The organism is Actinoallomurus iriomotensis, from assembly GCF_030269445.1.
GTDB lineage: Bacteria > Actinomycetota > Actinomycetes > Streptosporangiales > Streptosporangiaceae > Actinoallomurus > Actinoallomurus iriomotensis.
Genome location: NZ_BSTJ01000006.1, coordinates 122,729 through 139,813, shown reverse-complemented (window position 1 = coordinate 139,813; position 17,085 = coordinate 122,729). Strand labels below are relative to the sequence as shown.

Here is a 17,085-nt window from a genome sequence, read left to right as displayed (position 1 = left end):
CGGTCGGAACACGAAGTGGGCTGCTGGTCAAAGAATCCTCCTTCGCCGGAAGAGTGACCACGGGTGCCGTGTTACCGGTTCGCTCACTCCGTTCGCTCATGCGGAACGCTCCTCGGCCACGGGCCGGACGCGGCCGACCAGTTCGGCGATGGCATCGGTGACGGCCTCGGGGTGTTCGAGCATCACCACGTGGCCTCCCTCGGCCACCTCGATCAGTTCGGCGTCCGGCAGCGCCGCAGCGATGGCCCGCCCGTGCGCGGGCGGGGTGAGCCGGTCGTCGTCGCCGACCACGATCACGGCGGGCAGGTCCCGGAGCACCCCGAGCGCCTCCAGCTTGTCGTGCTCGGCGAGCGTCGGGTAGAACTCCGCGATCACGTCGGTGGGCGTGGACCCGATCATTCCCTCCACGAACTCCACGATCGACGGGCTCACCTCACGGTCGGCGAACGCGATCCGGCGGGTGATCACGAAGGCCACGTCGGCGCCGATGCGGCGGCCCTTGTCGACCAGCGCGCCGCGCTTGCCGATGCCCCGTACGACGCCGGGCACGGCGCGCCGGAACACCTTGCCGAACAGCTCCGGCAGGCCCAGCGTGAGCTCGGCGAGCTGCCCCGACGAGGTGTTGACCAGGGCCACGCCGACGACGCGCGAGCCGAACAGCTCCGGGTGCCGGTCGGCCAGCGCCATGATCGTCATGCCGCCCATGGAGTGACCGACGAGCACGACCGGCCGCCCCGGCGAGGTGGTGGCCTCGATCACCGCGAGCAGGTCGTCGCCGCACTGGTCGATGGTGGCGTGGGTGAGGTCGCTGCGCCCCGAACGACCGTGGCTGCGCTGGTCCCAGAAGACCATCCGCACGTCGTCGAGGCGGGCCAGGTCGCGCCGCTGGAAGTGCCAGGAGTCCTGGGTCAGGCAGTAGCCGTGGCTGAACACGACCGTGAGGGCGGCGTCGTCCGGCCCGTCGACCTCGACGTGGAGGGGTACCCCGTCACTCGCGAGGACGGTCTGGGGGCGGCCGCGCAGCTCGCCGAACCGTTCGTACCGGTCGGGGTCGGGACGCAGGCGTTCGCGTCCGACGGCGTAGCGGCGCGCCCCGACGACCGCGCCGACACCGATGGCCCCGGCGGTGCCGATCGCGGCACCGATCAGGCCGGCTCGCTTCTTGTTCATACCGCCTCTTCAGCGTAGGTACGGGGGACCCGGGCCCCGATCCTGGTGACGATCTCATATGAGATCGTGCCGAGCATGTCCGCCCAGTCCTGGGCGGTGGGTTCGCCGTGGTCGCCCGGCCCGAAGAGGATCACCTCGTCGCCCGCGCGGATCTCGTCGTCGCCGACGTCGATGACGAACTGGTCCATGCACACGGTGCCCGCGACGCGCCGCCGCCGGCCCGCCGCCCAGACCTCCAGGAGGTTCGTGCCGTGCCGCGGGATCCCGTCGGCGTACCCCAGCGGCACCAGGCCGAGCGTGGTCTCCGCCGAGGTGGTGTACCGGTGGCCGTACGACACGCCCTGCCCGGCCCCGACCCGTTTGGCCAGCGCCAGGCGTCCGGTCAGTGTCATCGCCGGCCGCAGGCCCAGACGGCGCGCGGGCCCGAGTGAGGGGATCGGATCCAGGCCGTAGACCGCGATGCCGGGCCGTACGAGGTCGTAACGGGCCTCCGGGAGGGTCAGCGTGGCGGCGGAGTTCGCGATGTGGCGCACCTCGGGCCGTACGCCGGCCTTCTCGGCGAGCTCGACCGCCTCGTCGAACTCCCGGAGCTGGGCGGCGATCGAGGGGTGGCCCGGCTCGTCCGCGCAGGCCATGTGGGACCAGAGCCCGACGACCGTGGCGAGGCCCTCGGCCTGGGCCCGCAGGGCGGCGTCGACCAGCGCGGGCCAGTCGGCCGGGGTCGCGCCGCTGCGGGCCAGCCCGGTGTCGGTCTTCAGGTGCAGTCTGACCTGCCGCCCGACGCGGGCGGCGGCCCGGGTGATCTCCTCGACCTGCCCGACGGAGGTGGCCGACAGGTCGACGTCTTCGGCGACGGCGTCGTCGAACCGCTCGCCGGGCGCGTACAGCCAGCACATCGCCCGCACGTCGAGACCGGCGCGCCGCAGGGTCAGCGCCTCGTCCAGGGTGGCGACGCCCAGCCAGGACGCTCCGCCCGCCACCGCGGCGCGTGCGGCCGGCATGATCCCGTGACCGTAGCCGTCCGCCTTGACGACCGCCATCAGCTCGGCACCCGGGGCGCTTTCCCGCAGCAACTCGACGTTGCGCCTGATCGCACCAAGATCGACACGGGCCGCTGTGGTAACGCTCATGCACCAAGTGTGGCAGCGCCGGACCCTTGCCCAGGCCATCGGCGACGGGCGCGCCGCACGCGAAGGCCGGCTCCGGAGCTCAGCCGGCGAGCGTGCGGAAGGCGGCGGGAACGGCGTCGACGACGTCCTGAGCGCTGATCGGAGCCTCCGCGTCGGAGCCCGGCTCCGGACCGGCGGCGGCGAGGCGCCCGGCGAGACCGTGGAGGTACGCGCCGGCGGCCGCGGCGTCGATCGCGGCCGCCCCACCGGCCAGGAACGCGCCGATCAGGCCGGACAGCACGTCGCCGGTGCCCGCGGTGGCGAGCCGCGGCGTGCCGGTCGGGTTCACGCGCACCGGCCGGCCGGCCTCGGCGATGACCGTGGTGGAGCCCTTGAGCAGCACCGTCGCGTTGAGTTCCTCGGCGGCCCGGCGTACGTGTTCGAGCCGCCGGGCCTCGACCTGGTCCGCGTCGGTGCCCAGCAGCCGGGCGAGCTCGCCGGCGTGCGGGGTGAGCACGGTCGGGGCGCTGCGCCCCAGCAGGTCGCGGCGGCGGGTCAGGACGGTGAGCCCGTCGGCGTCGACCAGCACCGGCAGATCGGTGGCGAGCACCTCGCCCAGCAGCGTCTCAGCCCGCTCGTCGGTGCCCATGCCGGGTCCGGCGACCCAGGCGTTGACCCGCCCGACGCCGCTCAGGGAGTCCTCGACCACGCTGGTCACCGCCTCGGGCCAGTGGTGCCGGACGAGCTCGACCGCGTGCCGCGCCGAGGCGAAGCGCACCATGCCGGCGCCGCCCCGGACGGCGCCGCCGACCGACAGCACCGCGGCCCCGGTGAAGGTCTCGCTCCCGGCGAGCACGCCGGGAACACCGCGGCGGTACTTGTTGGACTCCCGCTGCGCCTGGGGAGTCCACAGGTCGACGTCGACCGCCTGCGGCAAGCACGCGTCCGGGTCGCTCAGGTACGGGCCGAGCCCGATGTCGACCAGCTCGACCACGCCCGCGTGCCCGGCCCCGGGATCGACGAAGAGGCCCGGCTTGTACGCCCCGAACGTCACCGTCACGTCGGCGCGGACGGCCGCACCGCTCACCACGCCGGTGTCGGCGTCGACGCCGCTGGGCAGGTCGCACGCCACGAGGGTGGCGATGGCGCACGAGGCGTGCCCGGCCAGAGTCGCGTACGGCTCGCGGAGCCCGCCCCGGCCGCCGATGCCGAGCATTCCGTCGATGATCAGGTCCGCGGCCTCGATCGCGCGCACCGGCCGGTCGCCGTCGCCCGCCTCGACGGCGCGTCCCCCGGCCGAACGCAGCGCCGCCAGGCCGCCCTCGTGGGTCTTCGAACCGGCCAGGATCGCGGTGACCCGCGCGCCGCGGCGGGCCAGCCGTTCGCCGGCGTACAGCGCGTCGCCGCCGTTGTCACCGCTGCCGACCAGCAGCACGACCTCCGCGCCGTACACGCCGTCGCCCGGGCCGGTGACCCCCGCCCGCCCGCTGCGCAGCAGGCCCGCGCAGACGGAGGCGAGCCCGGCCGCGGCACGCCGCATGAGCGCGCCCTCGGGCAGCCGGGCCATCAGGGCGCGTTCGGCGGCGCGGACCTTCTCCACCTCGTACGCGTACCGCATGCTCAGGTTCCCTCTCGTCGGTCGGTGTGCTCGGCGATCACCACCGCGACGGCGACACCGCCGTCGTGGCTGAGCGAGACGTGCCAGGAGTCGACGCCGAGCCGCGCCGCCGCCGCGGCGACGGTGCCCTCGACGTGAAGGCTGGGCCGCCCGTCGGGCGCCCTGCGCACCTCGGCGTCGGTCCACTTCAGCCCACGCGGCGCGCCCAGTGCCTTGGCCAGGGCCTCCTTGGCCGCGAAGCGCGCGGCGAGGGAGCGCGGACGCAGCCCCCGCTCGGACTCGGTGAACAGCCGGACGGCGAGGCCGGGCGTGCGTTCGAGGGACCCCGCGAACCGCGCGATGTCCACGACGTCGATCCCCACTCCGACGATCACCGCCTCAGCCTATTCATGTCCGTGAGCGGCGTCAGTGGACGGGCGCGTGCGTGTGGTCGACGGCCGGAGCGTCCGGGTGCGCGATCAGCCAGTCCACGCGCTCGCGGCTTTCGACATCGACCGGCGTGTAGACCGCCATGCGCGTCTCCGGGGTGGCCACGACCGCGAAGTTGACCACCGACAGGCTCACCTCGCCCACGGCGGCGTGCCGGAAGACCTTGACCCTCGTCGTCGGTGTGCCGACATCGTGCGCGGCCCACATCTCGGCGAACTCCGGACTGGCGGCGGACAGCCGTTCGACGAACTCGGTCCAGGCGGGTTCCCCGAGGTGACGGCCGTACGACGCGCGGAACGTCGCCACCATCTGCGGGAGTTCACGGTCGCGGTTCACGAACGTGCTGCAGCAGGTCGGGATCACGAATCCCGCCCAGAGCAGGTTGCGGTGGTTACGCGCGGCGGAGATGCTCGGCCACATCGCGGCGTACGCGGCGTTCCAGGCGAGCACGTCGTACCGGCTGTTGATCACGGCGGCGGGCAGGTCGGCCAGGCCGTCGAGCACGGCCTGCACCTGCGGCTCCAGCCGGTCGTGCGCGTCCCGCGGGCGCGGCGGGGGTACGTCCGCGATCCGGAACAGATGCTCGCGCTCGGCCTGGTCGAGGCGGAGGGTGCGGGCGATCGCCTCCAGCACCTGGACGCTCACGTTGATCGGCCGGCCCTGTTCGAGCCAGGTGTACCAGGTGATCCCGACGCCGGCGAGCTGGGCGACCTCCTCGCGGCGCAGGCCGGGCGTGCGCCGTCGCGGCCCGGCGGGCATGCCCACGTCGGCGGGCGTGATGCGCCCGCGGCGGCTGCGCAGAAAGGCCGCGAGCTCGGTGCGGCGGCCGGTGATCGTCGCGGTCACCTGTCCGATTCTCGCTGGTACGGCGATCGCGTGCCAGGTGCTGGCAACACCAGTATCACGGGGCTCTCAGCACTCTCACCCGCGCGGCCGCAGGCTGCTGCGCATGGCCCAGATCACCCTCGACGCACCGGCGTCACATGCGCCGGTCCGGCTCGGCCGGCTGCTCACGATCATTCTGGCCGGCCAGTTCATGGCGATCCTCGACGTCTCCGTCGTCAACGTCGCCGCGCCGACCATCCGTACCGACCTGCACGCGTCCGGCGCCGGGCTGCAACTCGTCATCGCCGGCTACACCATCGCGTACGCCGTTCTTCTCATCACCGGCGCCCGTCTCGGCGACCGGCTCGGGCACCGCGCCGCCTTCCAGGCGGGCCTCACGGTCTTCACCGCCGCGTCGCTGGCCTGCGGCCTGGCCGGCGGCACCGGCATGCTCATCGGCTTCCGCTTCGTCCAAGGGGTGGGTGCGGCGCTGATGGTGCCGCAGGTCATGAGCCTCATCCAACGCAACTTCACCGGCGCCGCGCGGGCCCGCGCGCTCAGCGTGTACGGGGCGGTACTGGCGGGCGGCTCGGTCGTCGGCCAGGTCGTCGGCGGGCTCCTCGTCAGCGCCGACCTGTTCGGCACCGGCTGGCGCCCGGTCTTCCTGGTGAACGTTCCGATCGGCGTCGTGCTGCTGGTCGCCGGCGCCCGTACGCTGCCCGGCGACCGTGGCGAGCAGGACCGCGGCCTGGACCTGCCGGGGCTGGTCAGCCTGGCCGCGGCGACGCTGCTGTTCGTGGTGCCGCTCGTGCTCGGGCACGAGGAGGACTGGCCGCTGTGGGGCTGGCTGATGCTCGGCGGCAGCGTCGTGGTGTTCGCGCTGTTCGTGGTGGCGCAGCGGCGCGCGTCCGCACCGCTGATCCCCGGCCGGGTGGCCGGCGCCCCCGGCATGCGCGCGGGGCTCGTGACGATCTTCCTGTGCATGGGCACCTTCGGCGGGTTCCTGTTCAGCGTGGCCCTGCACCTGCAGGGCGGCCTCGGCTACAGCCCGCTGCGGGCCGGGCTGTTCTTCATCCCGGGCGCGGGCGGGTTCGCGCTGGCCAGCCTCAACTGGCGGCGCGCACCCGCGCGGTGGCACCGCCCGATGATCCCCGCCGCGCTGGTCGTGGCCGGGCTGGGCTACCTGGGGCTCGAGGTGTTCGAGTCGGGCGGCGTCGGGTTCGAGGTCGCGATGGGACTGGCCGGGCTGGGCCTCGGCGCGGCGTTCAGCCCGCTGCTCGCGGTGGCGCTGAGCCATGTGGCCGTGGCGGACGCGGCGGACGCCAGTGGCCTGCTGGTGATGACGAACCAGCTCGGCCAGGTCGTGGGCGTGGCGACGTTCGGCACGCTGTTCCTCAGCGTCGCGCCGCCGACCGGGCACGCCCTGACGGTGACGTGCGTGGCGCTGGCCGTCACGGCGGCGGTGGGCGCGTGCTGCGCGACACCGCTGCTCCGGCGACGACGGGGCTGAGCCGCCCCGGTCAGATCCGCCGCAGCCGTACGCGGCGGACGCGGTGGTCGCGGTCCTTGTTCAGGACCAGGGTGGCGCGGGCGCGGGTGGGCAGGATGTTGGCCACGAGGTTGACCTCGTTGATGTCGCGCCAGAAGCGCTCCGCCTGCGCCGCCGCCTCGTCCCCGTCGACCTGCGCGTACGGGTGGAAGTAGGAGCGCTCGTCGGTGAAGACCGTACGGCGCAGGGCGAAGAAGCGGTCGATGTACCACTGACGGATGTCGTCGACCCGCGCGTCGACGTAGATGGAGAAGTCGAACAGGTCCGCCAGGGCCAGGCTGCCCGGCCGCGCGCTCTGCAGCACGTTGAGCCCCTCCACGATGAGGATGTCCGGCCGCCGTACGACCTGCCGGGCGTCCGGCACGATGTCGTACCGCAGCGCCTCGTACACCGGCATGGACACCTCGGGCACGCCCGCCTTGACCTCCGAGACGAACTTCAGCAGCGCGCGCCGGTCGTAGGACTCCGGGAAGCCCTTGCGCTGCATCAGGCCGCGCTCGACGAGGACCGCGTTGGGGTAGAGGAAGCCGTCCGTGCTGACCAGCTCGACCCTCGGATCTCCCGGGCCGCGGGAGAGCAGGACGCGCAGCAGCCGGGCGACCGTCGACTTGCCGACGGCCACGCTGCCGGCGATGCCGATGATGTACGGGGTGGGGGCGACCGGTTCGCCGAGGAAGGCGCTGACGGTGTCGCGCAGCCGCCCGTCGCCCGTGACGAACAGCCGCAGCAGCCGCGACAGCGGCAGATAGACGTCCTCGACCTCGTCGAGGTCGATGGGGTCGCCGAGCCCGCGGATCTCCTCCAGGTCCGCCGGAGTGAGAGAGAGCGGTGTGCCGGCGCGCAGGGCACGCCATGCGTCACGGTCGAGCTCGACATACGGGCTGGGAGGATTGCCCCCGATGCTCGTCATGTGCTGTGACCCTAGCCGGAGCCTGGCAGATTACGGTGATTTGCTGTGTTACGAGATGGTCACGCGCGGCAACAAGGGCGAGCGGAGAGTTGGCGCGGCGGTGGTCTACCCGTTCACCTGGACCCATTACTGTGGCCCGCATGTGCGGAATCGTGGGGTACGTCGGCTCGCAGCCGGCTCTCGACGTCGTCATCGACGGCCTCTCCCGGCTGGAGTACCGGGGGTACGACTCGGCGGGCACGGCCGTCTCCGCCGACGGCAAGCTGACGGTGACCAAACGCGCCGGGAAGCTGGCCAACCTGCGTGAGGCACTCGCGGGCGCCGACCATTCGGACACCGGCCGTTCGGGCATCGGTCACACCCGCTGGGCCACCCACGGCCCGCCGAACGACCGCAACGCCCACCCGCACACCGACTGCACCGGCGCGGTCGCCGTCGTGCACAACGGCATCATCGAGAACTTCGCCGCGCTCCGCCTCGAACTCGAGGGCCGGGGCCACGAGCTGTCCTCCGACACCGACACCGAGGCCGTCGCCCACCTGCTCGAGGAGGAGGTGGCCAAGGGCGCGAGCCTGGCCGACGCGATGCGCCGGGTCTGCCTGCGCCTCGAAGGCGCGTTCACGCTCGTCGCGGTGTACTCCGGCGAGCCCGACCTCGTGGTCGGCGCCCGCCGCAACTCCCCGCTGGTCGTCGGCGTCGGCGCCGGGGAGAACTTCCTGGCCAGCGACGTCGCGGCCTTCATCGCGCACACGCGCGACGCGATCGAGCTGGGCCAGGACCAGGTCGTCGAGCTACGGCGGTCCGGCGTCACGGTCACCGGCTTCGACGGCAAGCCGGCCGACGTGAAGGAGTACCACGTCGACTGGGACGTGTCCGCCGCGGAGAAGGGCGGCCACGACTACTTCATGCTCAAGGAGATCGCCGAGCAGCCGCGCGCCGTCGCCGAGACGCTGCTCGGCCGGATCGGCGCGGACGGCCGGCTCAGCCTCGACGAGATGCGGCTCACCGACGACGAGCTGCGCGACATCGACAAGATCATTATTGTCGCGTGCGGCACGGCCTACCACGCCGGGCTGATCGCCAAGTACGCCATCGAGCACTGGACCCAGCTCCCCTGCGAGGTCGAGCTGGCCAGCGAGTTCCGCTACCGCGACCCGATCCTGACACGCTCGACGCTGGTCATCGCGATCTCCCAGTCCGGCGAGACGATGGACACGCTCATGGCGGTGCGCCACGCCCGCGAGCAGCGCGCCAGCGTCCTCGGCATCTGCAACGTCAACGGCTCGACCATCCCGCGCGAGTGCGACGGCGTCCTCTACACCCACGCCGGGCCGGAGATCGCGGTCGCCTCGACCAAGGCGTTCCTCACCCAGCTGATCGCCGTCTACCTGATCGCGCTCTACCTGGCGCAGGTACGCGGGACCAAGTGGGGCGACGAGGTCTTCGCCATGATCCAGCTGCTGGGCACGATGCCGCAGAAGGTCGAACAGGTCCTGGAGACCGTCGAGCCGGTACGCGACCTGGCCCGGTCGCTGGCCGGTGAGCGCTGCGTACTGTTCCTGGGCCGGCACGTGGGCTTCCCGGTGGCGCTGGAGGGCGCGCTCAAGCTCAAGGAACTCGCCTACATGCACGCGGAGGGCTTCGCCGCCGGTGAGCTGAAGCACGGCCCGATCGCCCTGATCGAGCAGGACCTGCCGGTCGTGGTCATCGTGCCGTCGCGCGCCCGCCCGGTCCTGCACGACAAGATCGTCTCCAACATCCAGGAGATCCGCGCCCGCGGCGCCCGGACGATCGTGATCGCCGAGGAGGGCGACGAGGCGGTCGCGCCGTACGCCGACACGCTCATCCGCGTGCCGGCCGTCCCGACCCTGCTGCAACCGCTGGTGGCGACCGTGCCGCTCCAGGTGTTCGCCTGCGAGCTCGCCACCGCCCGGGGCCACGACGTCGACCAGCCGCGCAACCTCGCCAAGTCCGTCACCGTGGAATAGAGCAGACGGTCAGCCGCGCGCAGCGCGCCGCGTCGGTCTGCCGCCAGGAGAAGTAGTCGACGACGTCTTGCGCGGCGGCGCCCATCCACACGCGACTGTCGAAGTGGACGGCTTCGCCCACGGCGTGCGTGAAGGCGGCCGTGGCACGGTGAAGCGGGAGAAGCCTCGCCCGTCCACCCGAATGATGGTCCAGGCGCCCGGCAGCACGGCGAGGGAGTGGAACCACTCCAACGACCGCATGCGGTTTTCCAGGTCCTTGCCCTTCATCCCTCCACCTCCTCGGCCAACGGCCGGACGTCGAAACCTCCCGCGCCGTCGAACCGGAGCGCGTACAACGCGTCGAACCCCTCCGAACGCCGCGGGCGGCGCAGGCGTTCGGAGGGTCGCATAGATGCCGACCTGCGGCACCTGGGTTTTTTGCGACCTGGCGAATTCCGCCGCGATGGAGTAGGAAGCGACGTTGTGACGCGATATGTGGCGCTGCTGCGCGCGGTGAACCTCGGCAGCCACAAGAAGATCTCCATGGCCGACCTGCGCGAGCTGCTGACCGGCCTCGGGTACGGCGACGTGCGGACGTACCTGCAGAGCGGCAACGCGATCTTCACCGCTCGCGAGACGCGGACGGAGCGGGTGGCGGCGGCGATCGAGGAGCGTCTCGCCGCCGGGCTGGGGCTGACCACCGAGGTGATCCTGCGGACCGCGGAGGAGCTTCAGGGCGTGGTCGAGCACAATCCGCTGGAGGTGGGCGACCCGGCGAAGTCCACCGTCCTGTTCCTGCTCGAACCGCCGCCCGAGGATTGGCTTTCGGGCATTGACCTGGGAAGATTCGCCCCCGAGGAAATGCGAGCCGGCGAGCGGGAGCTCTATTACCGGCTGCCGAACGGCATCGGCCGCGCGAAACTGCCGATCGCGCTCGGGCGGCGCCTGAAGACGCCGGCCACGATGCGCAACTGGAACACGGTCACGAACCTTTTGTCGCTCGCCGTGTAGAACTCGCTCACCGGGTATACACCTCTCCCGAACGGACAGTGAAGGGAGAGACCGATGGCGGGCCGCATCATCGCAGCGCTCAGAGCCGTCGTCGCGACGGTGGCGAACGTACTCCTCCTGCCCTTTCGAGTCTTCGCCCGCCTGCTGGGCGTGTCGAGCAAAGGACGGCCGGGGGCGGCGCGGAGGACGCATCGCCAGGCCGCATAAGGGCTGATCACCGGAGAAGAGAGCGGAGAGCGCCTGGCGGGGGCGCTCTCCGCTTCTCCGTACGGCTCAGCAGGTGTCGAGCATGTCGCCCAGCTCGCCGTGGTCCGCCTGCGTCACCGCCAGGTGGTACTCATCGGCCACGGCGACGAACTTCTCCGCGTACGTGCACTGGAAGGACTTCTGCGGCTGCCACTCCGCGGGGCCCTTGTCGCTCTTCTGCGCGTTGGGCCGCCCCCAGACCGCGAGGAGGTTGTCGCGGTCGTTGGCCAGTTCCGCCCGCTTCTCCTCGGTCCAGTGGTCCGCGCCCATCCGCCAGGCGAGCGCGAGCGGGAAGATGTGGTCGATCTGCACCTCGGTGGCGTGCGCCTTGGCGAAGGTGATCTGCTTGCCCGTGTACGGGTCGTCCAGCGTCCCGGCGATGACGACGCACTTGTTGCGCTTCTTCACGGCGTCCAGGTCGCGGGCGAGGATGTCGTTGCGGGTGTCGCAGCCGTTGTGGTCGACGTCCTTCCAGGCGGGGCCGAACTCATCCCGGCTGTACCCGCTCATGGAGTCAGGCTTGGCCTCCTTGAGCCCGGCGAGCTCCTTCCGTGCCGTTCCCTCCTTGCCCTTGCCGTCCTTTTTATCCGTTTTGGACGACTTGCCCGAGGCCGACGGCCCGTCGCCCGACAGGCTGACATTGCCCGCACATCCGGCCGCGACAAACACGGATACGACCACCGAGGTGACCTGCACGCCCACTCGCCGCCGTACTGACATTTCCCCACCATCCAGGATTTTTTGGCGAAGCTATGCCCGGAATATAAGGCTTTACGCGGGTCCAGCCTCGGTAGGGGGGAGTTCTCATCCCTACGGTGGGTCGTGAGTACCGCCCAAGGGTGACGACGCGACCACCGTGGTCCACTAAGTTCGGCGCATGTCCATCATCGCCACCCGGGGGCTCGGCAAGCAGTTCCCCGGCGTGCTCGCCCTGGACGAGCTGACCATCGACATCGAGCCCGGCATCGTCGGGCTGGTCGGGGCCAACGGCGCGGGCAAGTCGACCCTCATCAAGATCCTCCTCGGGCTGATCCCCCCGACGCGCGGGCAGGCGAGCGTGCTCGGCCTCGACACGGCCCGCGAGTCGCTGAAGATCCGCGAGCTGGTCGGCTACATGCCCGAGAACGACTGCCTTCCGCCCGACGTCTCCGCGACCGAGTTCATCGTGCACATCGCGCGCGTGTCCGGGCTGCCGGCCACCGCCGCGCGCGAACGCGCCGCCGACACCCTCCGCCACGTCGGCCTGTACGAGGAGCGCTACCGGCCGATCGGTGGTTACTCCACCGGCATGCGCCAGCGGGTCAAGCTCGCCCAGGCCCTCGTGCACGACCCGAAGCTCGTCTTCCTCGACGAACCCACCAACGGCCTGGACCCGGCCGGGCGCGACGAGATGCTGGCCCTGATCCAGCGCATCGGCACCCAGTTCGGCATCAGCGTCCTGGTCACCTCCCACCTCCTGGGCGAGCTCGAACGCGTCGCCCAGCACCTGGTCATCATCGACGGCGGCCGGCTGCTGCGGTCGCAGGCGGTCACCGCGTTCACCCAGGCCAGTGGCGTTCTCGCGGTCGAGGTCGACGACGAGGCCGCCGGCCGCGACCGGCTCGGCCACAGCCTGGCCGAGGCCGGGCTGCGCGTCCACCCCGACGGACGGGGCCTGCTCATCGACATCGCCGACGAGACGACGTACGACCTCGTGCGCGACTGCGTCGCCGACCTCGGGCTGGCCCTCGTACGCATGGAGAACCGCCGGCACCGCATCGAAGAGGTGTTCTCCTCATGACGAGCGTCATCCACGACATCGGCTACCGGCACTACGACGGCCCGCGGCTCGGCCGCGCGTACGCCGTCCGCTCCCTGTTCACGCACAACCTGCGCGCGGCGTACGGGCTGGGGCGGCCGGTCAAGGCCAAGATCATGCCGTTCCTGCTGTTCACGATCATGTTGCTGCCCGCGGCCATCAGCGTCGCGATCACGGCGCTGGCGTCCTCGATCGGCAGCGGCCAGTCCATCAACCTGATCCGCTACTCGGCGTACGCCGTCTACCTGCAGCCGCTGATCGCGATCTTCCTGGCCGCGCAGTCGCCGGTGCTGGCCTCGCGCGACCTGCGGTTCCACGTCACGCCGCTGTACTTCTCCCGCCCGCTGTCGCGCCTGGACTACGTGCTGGCCAAGTACGGCGCGCTGACCGCGGCGCTGTTCATCCTGCTGGGCACCCCGATCACGATCCTGTTCATCGGCGCGCTCGCCACCAAGCAGAAGCACCTGGGCACCCACGCGCTCGACTGGGCCGGCGGCCTGGTGGGCTGCCTGATGTTCGCGCTGGTGCTCGCCGCGATCGGCCTGGTCGTGGCCGCCTTCACCCCGCGCCGCGGCTTCGGCGTGACCGCGGTGATGGCGGTGTACCTCATCAGCACGGCCGCGGTCACCTCCATCCAGGGCATCGCCGAGAGCCAGACCAAGTTCGGAGTCGCCCGCTGGGCCGGCGTGTTCACGCCCTTCAACCTCGTGGACGACGTGCAGGTCTGGGCGCTGGGGGCCAAGTCGTCCTCACCGGAGCCGCCGCCGTCCGGCCTCGGCGGTCCCGTGTTCACGCTCGTGTGCGTGGCCGTCGTCGCGGGCTCGCTCGCGATCCTGTACCAGCGGTTCCGCAAGGCGGGCGCGCGATGACCGGCCGGCCCACCGACGAGAGGAAGGCATCGTGAGTGTCCTGGAGCTCCGGGACGTCTCCCGGTGGTACGGCAACGTGGTCGCGGTCAACGGCGTGTCGATGACCATCGGCCCGGGGGTGACCGGCCTGCTCGGCCCGAACGGCGCGGGCAAGTCCACGCTCATCCACATGATGGGCGGTTTCCTCGCGCCCTCGGGCGGCCAGGTCGGCATCGACGGGCAGCGCATCTGGAAGAACCCCTCGGTCTACCGCAACATCGGGCTGGTGCCCGAACGCGAGTCCGCCTACGAGTTCCTCACCGGCCGGCAGTTCGTCCGCTCGATGGCCAAGCTGCACAAGCTGTCCGATCCGGGTGCCGCCGCCGACCGCGCCCTCGGGATGGTGGAGATGCTGCCGCCGGCCGACCGGGCCATCGGCACCTACTCCAAGGGGATGCGGCAGCGCGTCAAGATGGCGTCGGCGCTCGTACACGACCCGGCGGTCCTGCTGCTCGACGAGCCGTTCAACGGCATGGACCCGCGCCAGCGCCTCCAGCTCATGGAACTCATCCGCAAGATGGCCGCCGAGGGCCGCACGGTGCTGTTCAGCTCGCACATCCTCGAGGAGGTCGAGCGGCTCGCGAACCACATCGAGGTCATCGTCGCGGGACGGCACGCCGCCTCCGGCGACTTCCGCGCGATCCGCCGGCTGATGACCGACCGGCCGCACATGTTCGCGATCCGCTCCAGCGACGACCGCCGTCTGGCGGCCGCGCTGATCGCCGACGATTCGACCCGCGGCGTCGAGCTCACCGCGGCCGGCCTGGAGGTGGAGGCCGTCGACTTCCGGCGGTTCACCCAGCTGCTGCCGCAGGTGGCCCGCGGCGCCGACATCCGGCTGTGGGAGGTCTCCCCGGCCGACGAGTCCCTCGAAAGCGTCTTCTCCTACCTGGTCTCGTCATGAACGAGGACTCATGAACACCATCGCGTACATCACTTTTCGCGGCATGCTGGGGCGACGCCGCGCGCTGCTCCTGTTCATCCTCCCGGCCGTGCTGCTCCTGCTCAGCATCGGCCTGCGGGTCACCGGCAACGCCGACCTCGACACCGCGGCGGCCCTGCTGACGCAGTTCGGGCTGGGCGCGCTGCTGCCCCTGCTGGCGCTGCTCGCCGGCACGGGAGTGATCGGCCCGGAGATCGACGACGGCCAGATCATGTACCTCATGACCAAGCCGATCGCCCGGCCGATCATCTCGACCACGAAGTACCTGGTCGCGGTGGCCCTGGTCGTCGGCTTCGGCGTCGTGCCGATCTTCGTCTCCGGCCTCATCATGAACGGCCTGACGGCGGGCCTGGCGAGCGGTTTCGCTCTGGGCGCGCTGGTGGGCGGCATCGCGTACTGCGCGCTGTTCGTGGCGCTCGCGGTGATGAGCCGGTTCGCCGTGACGATCGGACTGATCTACGCCCTGGTGTGGGAGAACCTCATCGGCCGGTACGCCTCGGGCGCCAGGACGCTCTCCGTCCGGCAGTGGGCGATCTCGGTCACCGACCTGGGCACGAACGCCACCTCGGTCACCTCGGAGGTGCACGGCTCCACCGCCGTACCCCTGCTGATCGTGCTGACCGTCCTCGGCGTCGCCGTCGCCGGCTGGAAGCTCCGCACCCTCTCGATCACCGGCTCCGACTAGTGCCGTGTCAGTCAACGTTCGCCTCGTTGGGGAGGCGGGGTGTTGGCTGATCCTCGCTGTGGTGGGCGAGCGACTCCCCACGTGGGGTGGGGCGGGCCACGGCCGGCCAGGGGACCCTTTGTGCGGTGCCGTGATGGGGGGGGACCGTCGGGGGTCACGCCGGGACCGTCCGGCACCGGGGAGGTGCGGTCCGCTTACGCCACCGCCGCGACCCGGCCTGACCGGTTTCGGTACCCGTCCCGCCACCGCACGCCGCCGGTCCTTCGCGTCGTGCAGATGCAGGTGGGTCTCGGCACGGATCGCCCGCCCCGACACCACTAATCCCTCCCCATCCGGCCCGGCCAGCGAACGGATGGATCACCCCCGGATCCACTCCCGCCACCCGCACGGGATCCGGCTCCTGGCCCACGGGATAGGAGGTGATCGGAACTTCGGCGGTGACATCGACGAACAACCGGCCGCCCTCGGCCACCAACGTCACCGACCGCACCTGACCGGCCGGGTAGAGAACCGGCCGATCCAGCCGCACCCACAACCGCGCACACCGGCGACCGACCGGCAGGCGCAGCCGCCGCCCCTCCAGGGTGAACGTGCCGTGGTAGCAACGCACCGGCATCAACCCGCGATTCCGCCGCGGGAACCGCGCCGCCACGTCACCGCCCTTGCGGCGCGCGGCGGTAGCGAACCACGCGTCGCTGTAGCGCCGCAACACCGACCGCGCCCCGACCGCGTCCAACTCCCCGAACATGCCCGGCCGCGCCGCCGACAGCCCCCGCACAACGCCTGATAGCCGACGATCGCCGACAAGCCGCGTCGCCGCCACCACCGATTCATATCAAGCACACGCGCCCCCACATCCCCCGCCGAGACCAGCAACCCGAAACATCGGCGCCGCTGACCGCCGAGGTCCGCAGACCCACCCGGGCGGTCCGCATGACCACCCGCCCACCATCATCACGTCGAGGCACCAGACGATTACAGCAAGTGCCTACGACAAAACCCGGCCTTCACCCCACCGCCCCGACGAGGCAAACGTTGCCTGATGCCGCACTAGCCTCGACATCCGTGAGCACAGCCGAGGATGTGGTGGCGAGGAGCGTCTTCCGACCGGTGATCCGGTTGTACCGCAGGAGCGTTCCGGAGGACTTCGCCGTCGCCGTGCACCGGCTCGAGTACCTTCCGCTGAAGGTCATCGAGGGGGCGTTCGGCAGCCACCTCGTGCTGCGCGACGGCCGGACCCTCGGCGTGTACAAGTGGGGGCGCGGCCAGGGAGCCCAGCGCGAGGTCGCGGCGTTCGAACTGAGCGACGAGACCGGCCTCGGGGTCGTCCCGCGTACGAGAAAGTGGTCCGGCCGCTACGGGAAGGGCATCCTCCAGGAGTACGTCCCGGCCACCGCCGGAGTGACCGCGGTGCGCAAGGGCGAGGGGACCCAGAGGATGGCCGCCTTCGACTATGCCGTGGCGCAGGGAGATCGCGCGGAGGCCGACGAGAACTTCCTCGTGCTCCACGACGGCCGCCCGATGTCCCACGACAACGGGACGACCTTCAACGAACCCGCGCCGGGGAAGGTGCAGTTCATCCAGTCCAACTTCGTCGTCGCCCACCTGAACGAGCCGCTTACCCCCGGGCTCGTGGACGAGTTGCGCTCCGCCGACCTCGGCCGTGTCGCCGACCGCATGCACGCCGCCGACCTCGACACCCCGGCCATCGACGGAGCCGTCGCACGCCTCACGGAGATGCGAGAGGAGGGCAGGATAACCGGCCGCGCCTGGGACGGCCTGATCGTCGACAGCGGGTTCGCGGTGAGATACCCGACCGAGGCCCCCAGCATCGAGGAGTGGGTACGCGCGGCCCGCGGCAGATGACGGGACGCCGAGTCGGCCGAAGACGCGCGGGGCCGCGCCACCGCCGCCGAA

Annotated in this window: 17 protein-coding genes; 9 read left to right on the top strand and 8 right to left on the bottom strand. The window is 71.5% G+C overall.

The features are described from left to right. Positions 1 to 96 precede the first annotated feature (96 nt). From QSK37_RS24490 to QSK37_RS24470, 5 genes are all read right to left on the bottom strand, one after another. A complete protein-coding gene (locus tag QSK37_RS24490; protein ID WP_285625241.1) occupies positions 97 to 1,170 on the bottom strand; it encodes an alpha/beta fold hydrolase in 1,074 nt (357 codons plus the stop codon). Further along, entirely contained in the window at positions 1,167 to 2,300 is a 1,134-nt protein-coding gene (gene alr / locus QSK37_RS24485; protein WP_285625240.1) for an alanine racemase, read from the bottom strand. The genes QSK37_RS24490 and alr overlap by 4 nt, the downstream gene beginning before the upstream one ends. A gap of 79 nt (positions 2,301 to 2,379) precedes the next feature. Continuing rightward, on the bottom strand, positions 2,380 to 3,897 hold the full coding sequence (locus QSK37_RS24480; protein WP_285625238.1) for an NAD(P)H-hydrate dehydratase: 1,518 nt from the start codon (positions 3,895 to 3,897) through the stop codon (positions 2,380 to 2,382). Positions 3,898 to 3,899: 2 nt separating this feature from the next. Continuing rightward, complete coding sequence (locus QSK37_RS24475; protein WP_285625236.1) at positions 3,900 to 4,271, bottom strand: holo-ACP synthase; 372 nt, start codon at positions 4,269 to 4,271, stop codon at positions 3,900 to 3,902. Positions 4,272 to 4,302: 31 nt separating this feature from the next. Then, positions 4,303 to 5,172, bottom strand: a complete 870-nt coding sequence (locus QSK37_RS24470; protein WP_285625235.1) for a helix-turn-helix transcriptional regulator — start codon at positions 5,170 to 5,172, stop codon at positions 4,303 to 4,305. A 103-nt stretch (positions 5,173 to 5,275) separates the two neighbouring features. Between QSK37_RS24470 and QSK37_RS24465 the strand changes: the two genes are divergently transcribed. Further along, on the top strand, positions 5,276 to 6,661 hold the full coding sequence (locus QSK37_RS24465; protein WP_285625233.1) for an MFS transporter: 1,386 nt from the start codon (positions 5,276 to 5,278) through the stop codon (positions 6,659 to 6,661). Positions 6,662 to 6,671: 10 nt separating this feature from the next. Here the strand turns inward: QSK37_RS24465 and coaA are convergent, their stop codons facing one another. Next, positions 6,672 to 7,610, bottom strand: a complete 939-nt coding sequence (gene coaA, locus QSK37_RS24460) for a type I pantothenate kinase (protein ID WP_285625229.1) — start codon at positions 7,608 to 7,610, stop codon at positions 6,672 to 6,674. A gap of 140 nt (positions 7,611 to 7,750) precedes the next feature. Between coaA and glmS the strand changes: the two genes are divergently transcribed. Beyond that, complete coding sequence (gene glmS, locus QSK37_RS24455; protein WP_285625227.1) at positions 7,751 to 9,598, top strand: glutamine--fructose-6-phosphate transaminase (isomerizing); 1,848 nt, start codon at positions 7,751 to 7,753, stop codon at positions 9,596 to 9,598. A gap of 263 nt (positions 9,599 to 9,861) precedes the next feature. Here glmS and QSK37_RS24450 read toward each other — a convergent pair whose 3' ends face one another. Beyond that, entirely contained in the window at positions 9,862 to 9,987 is a 126-nt protein-coding gene (locus QSK37_RS24450; protein WP_285625225.1) for a hypothetical protein, read from the bottom strand. A 73-nt stretch (positions 9,988 to 10,060) separates the two neighbouring features. Between QSK37_RS24450 and QSK37_RS24445 the strand changes: the two genes are divergently transcribed. Both QSK37_RS24445 and QSK37_RS52065 read left to right on the top strand, forming a co-directional pair. After that, positions 10,061 to 10,588, top strand: a complete 528-nt coding sequence (locus QSK37_RS24445) for a DUF1697 domain-containing protein (protein ID WP_285625224.1) — start codon at positions 10,061 to 10,063, stop codon at positions 10,586 to 10,588. A 54-nt stretch (positions 10,589 to 10,642) separates the two neighbouring features. Next, positions 10,643 to 10,795, top strand: coding sequence for a hypothetical protein (locus QSK37_RS52065; RefSeq protein WP_490246503.1), 153 nt, complete (start codon positions 10,643 to 10,645; stop codon positions 10,793 to 10,795). 66 nt (positions 10,796 to 10,861) lie between these two features. Here the strand turns inward: QSK37_RS52065 and QSK37_RS24440 are convergent, their stop codons facing one another. Then, on the bottom strand, positions 10,862 to 11,554 hold the full coding sequence (locus tag QSK37_RS24440; RefSeq protein WP_285625220.1) for an HNH endonuclease family protein: 693 nt from the start codon (positions 11,552 to 11,554) through the stop codon (positions 10,862 to 10,864). A gap of 157 nt (positions 11,555 to 11,711) precedes the next feature. Here QSK37_RS24440 and QSK37_RS24435 point away from each other — a divergent pair, with 157 nt between their 5' ends. From QSK37_RS24435 to QSK37_RS24415, 5 genes are all read left to right on the top strand, one after another. Continuing rightward, positions 11,712 to 12,614: an ABC transporter ATP-binding protein gene (locus QSK37_RS24435; RefSeq protein WP_285625217.1), complete on the top strand. Its 903-nt coding sequence runs from the start codon at positions 11,712 to 11,714 to the stop codon at positions 12,612 to 12,614. Then, positions 12,611 to 13,501: an ABC transporter permease gene (locus QSK37_RS24430; protein ID WP_285582633.1), complete on the top strand. Its 891-nt coding sequence runs from the start codon at positions 12,611 to 12,613 to the stop codon at positions 13,499 to 13,501. Before QSK37_RS24435 ends, QSK37_RS24430 begins: the two co-directional genes overlap by 4 nt. 31 nt (positions 13,502 to 13,532) lie before the next feature. Then, positions 13,533 to 14,444, top strand: a complete 912-nt coding sequence (locus QSK37_RS24425; RefSeq protein ID WP_285625214.1) for an ABC transporter ATP-binding protein — start codon at positions 13,533 to 13,535, stop codon at positions 14,442 to 14,444. Positions 14,445 to 14,454: 10 nt separating this feature from the next. Then, positions 14,455 to 15,168, top strand: a complete 714-nt coding sequence (locus QSK37_RS24420; protein WP_285582636.1) for an ABC transporter permease — start codon at positions 14,455 to 14,457, stop codon at positions 15,166 to 15,168. 1,065 nt (positions 15,169 to 16,233) lie between these two features. Next, complete coding sequence (locus tag QSK37_RS24415; protein ID WP_285625211.1) at positions 16,234 to 17,034, top strand: hypothetical protein; 801 nt, start codon at positions 16,234 to 16,236, stop codon at positions 17,032 to 17,034. The last annotated feature ends 51 nt before the right edge of the window (positions 17,035 to 17,085 follow it).

Excerpts from the sequence above, each read along its gene's own strand:
- QSK37_RS24490 (WP_285625241.1), bottom strand. The coding sequence starts at position 1,170 with ATGAACAAGAAGCGAGCCGGCCTGATCGGTGCCGCGATCGGCACCGCC.
- QSK37_RS24465 (WP_285625233.1), top strand. The coding sequence starts at position 5,276 with ATGGCCCAGATCACCCTCGACGCACCGGCGTCACATGCGCCGGTCCGG.
- QSK37_RS24435 (WP_285625217.1), top strand. The coding sequence starts at position 11,712 with ATGTCCATCATCGCCACCCGGGGGCTCGGCAAGCAGTTCCCCGGCGTG.
- coaA (WP_285625229.1), bottom strand. The coding sequence starts at position 7,610 with ATGACGAGCATCGGGGGCAATCCTCCCAGCCCGTATGTCGAGCTCGAC.
- QSK37_RS52065 (WP_490246503.1), top strand. The coding sequence starts at position 10,643 with ATGGCGGGCCGCATCATCGCAGCGCTCAGAGCCGTCGTCGCGACGGTG.
- QSK37_RS24420 (WP_285582636.1), top strand. The coding sequence starts at position 14,455 with ATGAACACCATCGCGTACATCACTTTTCGCGGCATGCTGGGGCGACGC.
- QSK37_RS24440 (WP_285625220.1), bottom strand. The coding sequence starts at position 11,554 with ATGTCAGTACGGCGGCGAGTGGGCGTGCAGGTCACCTCGGTGGTCGTA.
- QSK37_RS24430 (WP_285582633.1), top strand. The coding sequence starts at position 12,611 with ATGACGAGCGTCATCCACGACATCGGCTACCGGCACTACGACGGCCCG.
- glmS (WP_285625227.1), top strand. The coding sequence starts at position 7,751 with ATGTGCGGAATCGTGGGGTACGTCGGCTCGCAGCCGGCTCTCGACGTC.
- QSK37_RS24480 (WP_285625238.1), bottom strand. The coding sequence starts at position 3,897 with ATGCGGTACGCGTACGAGGTGGAGAAGGTCCGCGCCGCCGAACGCGCC.
- QSK37_RS24450 (WP_285625225.1), bottom strand. The coding sequence starts at position 9,987 with ATGCGACCCTCCGAACGCCTGCGCCGCCCGCGGCGTTCGGAGGGGTTC.
- alr (WP_285625240.1), bottom strand. The coding sequence starts at position 2,300 with ATGAGCGTTACCACAGCGGCCCGTGTCGATCTTGGTGCGATCAGGCGC.